Here is a 10,364-nt window from a genome sequence, read left to right on the forward strand (position 1 = left end):
CACTAGGCTTTGTATATCCCTGTTGTTTTGGCTGACCACTAGGCTTTGTATATCCCTGTTGTTTTGGCTGACCACTAGGCTTTGTATATCCCTGTTGTTTTGGCTGACCACTAGGCTTTGTATATCCTTGTTGTTTTGGCTGACCACTAGGCTTTGTATTTCCCTGTTGTTTTGGCTGATCACTTGGCTTCTTGTTGAATTGCTTTTTATCATTGCCTATTTGTGATCTGGTTTGAGTTTTTTGTTTATTGTCAGCCATTTTGTTTTGCTGTACTTTTGGTTTGGCCTTATCCTCATGTGTTTTCAGAAACAGCTTCTGTATTCTTGCTGCATCCAACTCGCTAACCGAGCTCATGTGATTTTTTATTCCTTCGATTTTTAGTTCTTTTTCTGCCGATTCTATGATTTTCTTACTTGATATATTGAGTATTTTCGATAATTCATATATTCTCATAAAGAACACCTCCTGTTAATAATGTTTCATTATATAATCTGCCATGTTTCCATCACATATTCCTACGAAACTCACTTCTGATTTATTTAAAATGCTGCCGATTTCTACTTTCAAACCGTATTCCAGACATTTAATAGTGTTGGTGTTGCAAAGCTCTATTACTTTTCCTCGTATTTTCTCTGAAGAATCAGTGCTGTATATTACTAGAACAACTTTTTTATTTTTGATTCCATCTGTAACAGCATCATATCCCAAGAGTAAATTTCCGCTTTTTCTAGCAAAGCCAATCATTCCATAGATTTTATTTATCATCTTCAAGTACCTTTAACATTTCTTCATACAATTTTTCGGAAATTTCACATTGGAAGGCTTTATTAAGTCTTTTAGACTTATACGCTTTTTCATAGCAATCTTTATTTTTACAGATATATGCTCCTCTTCCATTTAACTTTCCTTTTAAATCGAGAGCAATATCGCCTTCTTTATTCTTTACAACTCTTATGAGTTCTTTTTTGGGAAAAATTTCATTGCACCCCAGACATTTTCTCATGGGGACTTTTTTATTTTTCATTTACTCACCTTCGTTCATTGCATCGTATTGAGACTCGCTTTTTATATCTATTTTCCAGCTTGTCAATTTTGCTGCCAGTCTTGCATTTTGTCCTTCTTTTCCAATAGCCAGTGAAAGCTGGAAATCCGGTACAACTACAAGAGCACTCTTACTCTTCTCATTAACTTCTACTTTCACAACTGTAGCAGGGCTTAAACTATTTGAAATGAATTTCATAGGTTCTTTGTCATATACTATGATATCGATTTTTTCACCGTTTATTTCATCTACAATTGACTTTACCCTTGTACCTTTGTTTCCAACACAAGATCCAATAGGATCAACATTTTCGTCATTTGTCATGACGGCAATTTTTGACCTTGATCCTGCTTCTCTAGCAATATTGAATATGTCTATGACGCCGTCATATATTTCTGGAACTTCAAGTTCGAATATTCTCTTCACTAAATCAGGATGTGTTCTCGACAAGGTAATATTTGCACCCTTGCTTGTGTTTTTCACATCTACGATTACTGCCTTGATCCTATCTCCCTGTCTGTAAACTTCTCCAGGAATCTGCTCACTTTCAGTCAATATACCTTCAATTTTTCCAAGGTTTATGAAGATATTGTTTTTACTGATTCTTTGAACAGTACCGGTTACAATTTCACTTTCCCTACCGTGGAATTCTTCATAAATATTTTCTCTTTCAGCTTCTCTTATTTTTTGAAGTATAACCTGTCTTGATGTTTGCGCCGCTATCCTTCCAAAATCTTCCTTAGGCTGAATAGTGTTTCTCACTACATCACCAATCTCATATTTGTTGTTGATTTCTTTTGCACTTTCAAGGTCCATTTGGAAACCATCGTCTTCTACTTCCTCAACAATGACCATTTCAGTATATACCTTGTACTCACCAGTTTCAGTATCAATTTGAACCTTTACGTTTCCGTTTTTTCCATAATTCTTTTTATAACCTGAAATAAGTGCTGTTTCAATTGCTTCTATGACGATTTCCTTTGATATTCCCTTTTCTTTTTCTAAATCATCAATAGCTCTGATAAAATCCTTGTTCATTTCTTCCTCCACTAAAACTCAACTGATTTATTGATTTTTGATATATTACTTTTGTCTATTCTAACTTCTTTGCCACCCTCTTCAACTATCACCGTTTCTTCATCGAATTCAACGAGAGTACCTAAATAGTATTTCTTGCTGTTAAGCTTTGAATAAAGCTTAATTTCAACTTCTTTTCCAATGTTTTTCTCATAGTCACTGTTTTTTCTAAAAGCTCTATCTATTCCCGGTGAAGATACCTCCAGGTAATACACTTCTTCAATAGGGTCTTCCTTGTCAATCTCTTCACTGATTTTTCTATTTACTATGGAACAGTCGTCAAGATTTACTCCTGCTTCCTTTGATATATATATTCTCAAATAGTTGAGGCCGCTTTCTTTTACATATTCCACATCATAAATTTCAATATCCATATCTTCAACTATTTTTTCAGAAATCGTTCTAACATAATCTATTATATTATTCTTATTCATACAAACCTCCTTTGGGCAATTAGAAAGAGTGGGCTGCCCCACTCTCTAGTTTCTTTATTCAACAGATATATTGTATCACAAAAGCATCGAATAATCAAATATTAAATAAAGATATCTGATTGCTTTGATTAAGCCCTTCAAGGGTTCCGTGGTTTTTCAAGATTTCTATACAGGTTTTGTTAACCCTGGCTCTCTTAGACAGATCTTCAATAGAAATAAATTCTCCTTTTTCTCTTTCCGCCTGAATGCTTAAGGCTGCACTTTCTCCCAATCCCTGAATGGATATGAAAGGAGGCAACAGCTTGTTGTCTACAATTTTAAACTCCTTACAGTCGGACTTGTAAAGGTCAACAGGAAGTATTGAATATCCACGCTTATACATTTCAAAAGCAACCTCAAGGACAGTACAAAGATTCTTTTCCTTTTGGGTATTGCTCTCTTTACTTGAAATCTCTCTTATAGTGTCTCCTATTGCTTTCTCTCCCTTTACTACAAGGTCAGCATCAAAATCCTGCGCCTTCATGGTAAAATAGGACCCATAGAAAGCCAAGGGATGATGAACCTTGAAGTATGCTATCTTAACAGACATCGTTACATATGCTACAGCATGAGCCTTTGGGAACATATACTTGATCTTGTTGCAGGAATCGATATACCACTGTGGTACATTTTGTTCATACATGGCATCTAGATCTTCATCCCTTAGACCTTTACCTTTCCTAACTCTCTCCATTATATCGAATGATCTTTTCTTTTCAAGTCCTTGATAAATCAGATATGTCATAATGTCATCCCTTGTGGATATTACATTTCCTATTGTTGTGATATTCTTTCGAATAAGCTCCTGTGCATTGTTTATCCAAACATCAGTACCATGAGAAAGACCAGATATCCTTACTAGTTCCGAAAATGTCTTTGGTTTTGTGTCAAGAAGCATCTGTCTAACGAAGTGGGTACCGAATTCGGGAATACCCAGAGTTCCCGTTTCACATTTAATGTCTTCTTTTGTTATTCCCAGTGCCTCCGGCGATTGAAAAAGTGAGATGGTTGCCGGGTCATCAAGGGGAACATCATAATTGTTCACACCGGTAAAATCTTCAAGCATTCTTATGATAGTAGGTGTATCATGTCCAAGAAGGTCCAGCTTTAGTATCCTACCAGATATTGAATGATAGTCAAAATGGGTTGTTATTACACCTGATTTCTTATTGTTTGCAGGATACTGAATTGGTGTAAAATCATATATTTCCTTATCTTGAGGAACAATCATTACACCGCCAGGATGCTGACCGGTTGTTCTTTTTATTCCTGTACAATTTTCGACCATCCTGTTGATCTCAGCATTTCTCAGTTTAGCTTCTTTTTCATCAAAGTAGTTTTTGACAAATCCGTAGGCCGTTTTCGAAGCTATGGTTCCTATTGTACCGGCTCTATATACATATCCTTCACCAAAAAGCTCTTCAGTGTTCTTCATTGCAGCCACCTGTGCAACAGCCGCAAAATTAAGATCTATATCTGGCTCCTTGTCTCCTTTGAAACCAAGAAATACCTCAAAGGGTATGTCATGCCCTTCTTTAATATACTCTTCGCCACATACAGGACATTTTTTAGGAGGCATATCTACTCCCGAACCATAGGTTCCGTCAAGTACGAATTCACTGTTCTTGCAGTTTTTACATATATAGTGGGGAGGCAAAGGATTTACCTCTGTAATGTTACTCATTGTTGCTGCAAAGGAAGAACCTACTGACCCTCTAGAACCAACTAGATATCCTAGTTGTAGCGACCTTTCAACAAGCTTCTGTGAAATGATATACATAATGGCATATCCATTGGAGATAATTGAATTCAATTCCCTGTCAAGACGTTGCTCAACAACTTCTGGAAGAGGATTGCCGTATTTTTCAAAAGCAGTCTTACGTGTTATCTCCTTCAACATTTCGTCGGAACCCTCAATAATAGGTGGGAAAGTACCGTCAGGTATAGGTCTTATATCTTCTATGGAATCAGCAATAAGATTCGGTCCATTAATGACTACTTCCCTGCAAAGATCCTCTCCAAGATATGAAAAGTCCTTCAACATTTCATCTGTAGATTTGAAATACAAAGGTGGCTGATCCGAAGCATCTGAATATCCTTGCCCACTCATGAGAATCTCCCTGGTCTGACTGTCGTCTTCGTCAAGGAAATGAACATCTCCTGTAGCGCATATGATTTTATTGTTTCTTTTTCCTATTTCAACAAGCTTTTTATTTATTTCTACAAGATCTTCCTTGCTTTTCAATATTCCCTTGTTTACAAGAAATATATTATTCATAATAGGTTGAATTTCCACAAAGTCATACATTGAAACAATCTCATCAATTTCTCCATCGCTGGCGCCGCTCATTACAGCTTTGAAAAGTTCACCTGCTTCACAGGCTGTTCCAAGAACAAGTCCCTCCCGGTACTTACTTATAAGGGATTTTGGTATTCTAGGCTTTTTGTAGAAATAATTTATATGTGCTTCGGATACAAGCTTATACAAGTTTTTCAAACCAATATAGTTTTTAGCCATTATGATTATATGATATGTCTGAGCATCCTTAATTGAAGTTTCAGTTGATAGACCTGAATTGACATCTGTAAGATTAGTGATTTTCCTTTCCTCAAGCATTTTTATGAATCTAATAAGAATTTCTCCAGTAGCCCTTGCATCATCTGATGCCCTGTGGTGGTTTTCAAGTGATATTTTAAAAAACTCGCAAATCTTATTAAGCTTGTGGCTTCTTCTTTTCTTCAACAATATTCTGGATAGTTCAAGAGTATCAAGAATACTGAAGTCCCCTTTAAGAAACTTTCTAATAAAGGAATAGTCAAAATTTGCATTATGTGCCACTAAAACCTTGCAGTTACCTATAAATTTCATAAACTCTTCAATACAATAATGAATATCTTCGCAGTCCCGTACATCTTCGTTTCTTATCCCAGTCAGCGCGGTAATCTTTTCAGGTATATCCATTCCTGGATTGACAAGTATATTGAATTCCTCTGTGATTTCGTTGTTTACAACCTTTACGGCACCTATTTCTATTATCATGTCCTTCATTGGAGAAAGACCTGTAGTTTCAATATCGAAGACTACCATTTCTTCTCTTATTCCCTGGTTAACAGGATTCTTCACTATGGTAATGTCATCATCAGACAAATAACCTTCTACACCATAAAGAATTTTCACTCCATACTTGTCAGCTGCATGCATTGCATCAGGGAAAGATTGGAGGACGCCGTGATCTGTAATTGCAACAGCTTTGTGTCCCCATTCCTTTGCTCTTTTAACTATGTTTCCAAACTCGCTTACGCCATCCATAGAGCTCATTTTACTGTGGACATGCAGCTCAACCCTCTTCTCCTCACAGGTATCCTGACAAACATGTTTTCCTTCGGAATCCATTTCACAAAGGCTTATATTGTTAGCGATGAGAACATATTCCTTTGAATATGTATCATAATTCATTCTACCCTTTACAATAATGGAACTTCCTTTCCCAAGCGTCTCCACTCGTTGAACAACATCAGCTTTTCTTATAAAGCTTTTTACAGTTATTGAATTTGTATAATCCGTCATATCAATCTGGCTTATATATAAATCCTTTTTTATAGTCTTCACTTCAATGGATAGTATTTCACCTTTAACACAGCAGTCAAATCCTTCAACATCCATAATATCGTCTATTTTTATATAACTGTCCTTAATCTTTTTCCCAATAATAATGTCTTCACTTGATCCATTATCCTTACCTTGTTTTGTAGGTTGTTTTGCTTTTTTAGACTGATGAACAGCATTTATTTCGCTACTTTTCTTTACTATTTCATCAAGCTCCCTATCTAGATCAAGGCCAGGACCAGACCTTTCAATAAGATTGATATTGATTTTGTAGTTGCAACCATAGACCCGTTCGTGGTATCCTGCAATCTTGTCTGCAGTATTGCTTCTCATGATATTATCAAATAGTAATTTGCTGTTTACGTTGACAATAATAGATTCGCCTTCTATTTCAAAGTTTTCTTCACTAAATTCTCTTGAAAAAGACTTGATGTATTTTCTGAAAAGAAAACAAAAGTTAGATTTCACAGTATTTTCAGAAATACCTTTTACTTTGTTGCCATATGCAATTTTGACAGTAATGTTTTCTGAAAACATTCTTCTATATTCCCTTTCATATTTGTACAATGAAGCAAGGTCGAATATCTCTTCAGTACCAAGAAGAATATTCATCCTGTTGGAATTATGATTAAGTTCAATATTAGAAATCAGATCATTTATTAATAAATTATCACTCATGTTTATATCACCATAAAAAAACTGCTTTACGCAGTTATATTTTTTCTATCTCTTCAAGGAGTACATTGACAACATCTTTCTCTTTTAGAGTTCTAACTACTTCACCCTTCTTGAAAAGAACTGCTTTTCCATCTCCACCAGCAATACCAATATCCGCTTCTTTCGCTTCCCCTGGCCCATTTACTATGCAACCCATTATCGCAATGTTCAAGTCCTTTTTGCAGTCCACAAGGGCTTCCTCTACTTCATTTACGATTTTTTCGAGATTTATCCTTGTTCTTCCACAGGTTGGGCAAGATATTATATTTGGTCCGTAAGGCCTAATATTAAGGAATTGCAACATCTTCCTCCCTACTAAAACTTCCTTTTCAGGAGAATCAGTTAAAGATATCCTTATTGTATCACCTATTCCCTTCATTAGTAGGCTACCAATCCCCATTGCAGACTTTATGGTTCCGTTGACAAAAGAACCTGCCTCTGTAATACCTAAATGTAGAGGATATTCGTTTCTTTTCCTCATTAGACTATTGGCTTCATAAGTAAGGTTGACATCAGACGATTTAATTGATATCACTATATTATCGTATCCGCAGTCTTCTATTATACCTACCTGCTCCACCGCACTTTCAACAAGAGAATTAGCATTGATTCCATTATATTTTTCTACGTATTCCTTTTTTACAGATCCGGAATTAACACCAACTCTTATAGGAATGTTTTTTTCACTACAGACCTTAACTACTTCCCTTATATTTTCCTTGCTTCCAATATTTCCGGGATTCAGCCTTATTCCGTCAGCTCCGTTTTCAAGAGACTTTATTGCCAGCTTATGGTCAAAATGTATATCTGCAATAAGAGGAATATAAATTTCTTTCTTTATTTCCTTTATTGCATAAGCGCTTTCCATATCTGGCACTGCGCATCTTATGATGTCGCAACCCTTTCTTTCAAGGGATTTAATCTGTTTTACCGTTTCAATTACATTCCTTGTATCAGTATTTGTCATTGACTGTACTGTAACTATACTGTCACCGCCTACGGCAACATTTCCGTAATATATCTTCTTTTTCATTTCTACCCCTAGGTTAAAAGTTTTAATATATCCTTATACAAAACAAAGAACATTAGTGCCATAAGAAAAACAAATCCAATGAAATGTACATAACCTTCCTTATCAGGTGGAATTCTTTTCCCTGAAACACCTTCCCATATTATAAATACAAGCCTGCTTCCATCCAGTGCAGGAATAGGCAATAAATTCATAAATCCAAGGTTTATACTTATAAACGCCGCCAAATTAATTAATGGATATAAACCAATTTTAGCAGCCTCTCCAACCATGGAAATGATTCCTACAGGTCCTGCAATAGCTTCAGTGCCAACATTCCCTGTAAAAAGCATTAGTATAAATTGGAACATAAGCTTAATATAAAAAACAGTTTTAAATAAAGAACCGTAGATTGCAGCAACTATGTTTTTCTCAACTTCTGTATAAAATCCAATAGTCAATTGGTTCATAGGTTCAACATCAATATTTATACTTTTTCCATTTCTGTCAACCAGGATATCAATTTCATCTCCATGCGAACCTTTTATTGCATCCTTTACTTCTTCCCATGTATCAGTATCAATGCTATTTATAGATTGAATTCGATCTCCCACCTTGATTCCTGCTTCTGCAGCGGGGTAACCCATATTGACCATGGACAACTCTGTAGTGTATTCGCCATTGATTTCAGTTGGAGAAATACCAACTACATATCTGTAACTATTTTCAATAATAAAATCATATTCTTTTCCGTCTCTTTCAACTACAATATTATAATCCGTTTCATTTTCTGAAATTTCTTCATATAAATCATCCCAAAATCTAACTCGATTTCCTTCGATGCTTATTATTTCATCGCCCTCTCTAAGACCCGATGCATACTCATTTGAATCCGCATCAATATACTCAACTGTAGTACCGGATATACCATATGTTGATACAATGACAAAAAACAATATAAACGCAAGAATAAAATTCATCATTGGACCCATGAAAATAACAAAAAATCTTTTCATTGCTGATTTCGAATTAAAACTGTCATGAGAGAAGGTTTCGTCATCTTCACCTTCCATTCTGATATATCCTCCGATTGGTAATGCTTTTATTAAATAATCAGTTTGCTTTCCCTTTTTCCTGTAGAGAACAGGTCCCATTCCAATAGAAAATTCATGAACCTTGATGCCGACTTTTCTGGCAGCCAGAAAATGCCCCAATTCATGAATTAGTATTACAAGGGAAAATATTATAATTGAAGATATTGTTGTTATCATGATGTCCTCCTATAGCATATATAATGTCATATAATAAACAAGTGGTGCTACAAATAAAAAGCTGTCAAATCTATCCAGCATTCCTCCGTGACCAGGCAATACATTTCCATAATCCTTTACATTGTACTCCCTTTTTATCTTGGAGGCAACCAAATCTCCAAAAACGGATGCCATAACTCCAATAACCCCTATGAGTAATACCGATAACATATCCGACTTAAGCATTAGGATATTCATAATAGCCATTGCAACCATTGTACCGGCAAGCCCTCCTAGAACTCCTTCAACACTCTTTTTAGGGCTCAGATTAGGACAAAGTTTGTGTTTACCATATCTAGTTCCTGCAAGGTATGCAAAGGAATCAGCACTAAATGCTACGGCATATGCTGACCAAATGTAAATGGTTTCACCTAAAAGCACCACATGATACATTAGTATTATAATATATACAAATGCAAATATTGTTGATGAAATATCAAATAATTTAATATTTGAGTCAATAACGTAAAATATACCTGCTACTATCATATATGATGACAACACCAGATAAGGATTAATACTTAGTTCAAATGCATTTGAAGCAAATATTGCAATAGTTATCAAGTAATTCAATATGAATACATGATTTTTATTTTTATTAACTGCCTTGTTATACTCAAATAAAGCCACCATGGTTATTACAAAAAAAGTGAATTTGAATAAATACCCGCCTATGTAGGTTGCCACTGCTAAATATGCTCCGGCTATTAAACCTGTTTTTAATCGATTTCCCATAGTTATCCATTACTCCTTGCCGTATCTTCTGTTCCTGTTTTGATATTCAATGATAGCTTTATTTAATTCATTTGCAGTAAAATCAGGCCACAATATATCAGTAAAATAGAATTCCGAATATGCTGCTTGATACAACAGGAAGTTGCTCAATCTTTGCTCTCCGCTTGTTCTGATTATAAGTTCAGGATCTTTCTGACCATTGGAATATAAATAACTGCTGATTAATTCTTCATTGATGTCTTCAATTTCAAGATTGCTGTTCACTGCATCCTGAGCTATTTTTCTAACAGCCCATGCTATTTCGTTTTTAGATCCGTAATTCAATGCTATATTGAAGTTCATCTTGTCATTCATGCAAGTTTTTTCAATAGATTTTAGAATACTTGACCTGGT

The 10,364-nt window shown here is 35.3% G+C and carries 10 protein-coding genes; all 10 read right to left on the reverse strand.

Annotated elements, in window-relative coordinates; genetic code table 11:
- Positions 1-454 (reverse strand): translation initiation factor IF-2 N-terminal domain-containing protein (locus AC3AX0_RS01650; RefSeq protein ID WP_487548562.1); only part of this gene is annotated, 454 nt, incomplete at its 3' end.
- 15 nt (positions 455-469) lie between these two features.
- Positions 470-766 carry a L7Ae/L30e/S12e/Gadd45 family ribosomal protein gene (locus tag AC3AX0_RS01655; RefSeq protein WP_487548563.1) on the reverse strand — a complete coding sequence of 99 codons (297 nt, stop codon included), beginning with the start codon at positions 764-766 and terminating at the stop codon, positions 470-472.
- On the reverse strand, positions 756-1,025 hold the full coding sequence (gene rnpM, locus AC3AX0_RS01660; protein ID WP_487548564.1) for an RNase P modulator RnpM: 270 nt from the start codon (positions 1,023-1,025) through the stop codon (positions 756-758). Before rnpM ends, AC3AX0_RS01655 begins: the two co-directional genes overlap by 11 nt.
- A complete protein-coding gene (nusA, locus tag AC3AX0_RS01665) occupies positions 1,026-2,081 on the reverse strand; it encodes a transcription termination factor NusA (RefSeq protein ID WP_487548565.1) in 1,056 nt (351 codons plus the stop codon).
- 11 nt (positions 2,082-2,092) lie between these two features.
- The gene (locus tag AC3AX0_RS01670) at positions 2,093-2,554 is read right to left on the reverse strand and encodes a ribosome maturation factor RimP (RefSeq protein WP_487548566.1); all 462 of its coding nucleotides are present in this window, start codon (positions 2,552-2,554) and stop codon (positions 2,093-2,095) included.
- Positions 2,555-2,648: 94 nt separating this feature from the next.
- The gene (locus AC3AX0_RS01675; protein ID WP_487548567.1) at positions 2,649-6,878 is read right to left on the reverse strand and encodes a PolC-type DNA polymerase III; all 4,230 of its coding nucleotides are present in this window, start codon (positions 6,876-6,878) and stop codon (positions 2,649-2,651) included.
- 34 nt (positions 6,879-6,912) lie between these two features.
- Complete coding sequence (gene ispG, locus AC3AX0_RS01680; protein ID WP_487548568.1) at positions 6,913-7,950, reverse strand: flavodoxin-dependent (E)-4-hydroxy-3-methylbut-2-enyl-diphosphate synthase; 1,038 nt, start codon at positions 7,948-7,950, stop codon at positions 6,913-6,915.
- Between the two features lie 8 nt (positions 7,951-7,958).
- Positions 7,959-9,197: an RIP metalloprotease RseP gene (gene rseP, locus AC3AX0_RS01685; protein ID WP_487548569.1), complete on the reverse strand. Its 1,239-nt coding sequence runs from the start codon at positions 9,195-9,197 to the stop codon at positions 7,959-7,961.
- Positions 9,198-9,206: 9 nt separating this feature from the next.
- Positions 9,207-9,971: a phosphatidate cytidylyltransferase gene (locus AC3AX0_RS01690; protein ID WP_487548570.1), complete on the reverse strand. Its 765-nt coding sequence runs from the start codon at positions 9,969-9,971 to the stop codon at positions 9,207-9,209.
- Between the two features lie 9 nt (positions 9,972-9,980).
- A partial coding sequence (gene uppS / locus AC3AX0_RS01695; RefSeq protein ID WP_487548571.1) for a polyprenyl diphosphate synthase occupies positions 9,981-10,364 on the reverse strand: 384 nt, incomplete at its 5' end.

Source organism: Dethiosulfatibacter sp., assembly GCF_983023055.1.

Excerpts from the sequence above, each read along its gene's own strand:
- AC3AX0_RS01670 (WP_487548566.1), bottom strand. The coding sequence starts at position 2,554 with ATGAATAAGAATAATATAATAGATTATGTTAGAACGATTTCTGAAAAA.
- rseP (WP_487548569.1), bottom strand. The coding sequence starts at position 9,197 with ATGATAACAACAATATCTTCAATTATAATATTTTCCCTTGTAATACTA.
- AC3AX0_RS01690 (WP_487548570.1), bottom strand. The coding sequence starts at position 9,971 with ATGGGAAATCGATTAAAAACAGGTTTAATAGCCGGAGCATATTTAGCA.
- rnpM (WP_487548564.1), bottom strand. The coding sequence starts at position 1,025 with ATGAAAAATAAAAAAGTCCCCATGAGAAAATGTCTGGGGTGCAATGAA.
- ispG (WP_487548568.1), bottom strand. The coding sequence starts at position 7,950 with ATGAAAAAGAAGATATATTACGGAAATGTTGCCGTAGGCGGTGACAGT.
- AC3AX0_RS01655 (WP_487548563.1), bottom strand. The coding sequence starts at position 766 with ATGATAAATAAAATCTATGGAATGATTGGCTTTGCTAGAAAAAGCGGA.
- nusA (WP_487548565.1), bottom strand. The coding sequence starts at position 2,081 with ATGAACAAGGATTTTATCAGAGCTATTGATGATTTAGAAAAAGAAAAG.
- AC3AX0_RS01675 (WP_487548567.1), bottom strand. The coding sequence starts at position 6,878 with ATGAGTGATAATTTATTAATAAATGATCTGATTTCTAATATTGAACTT.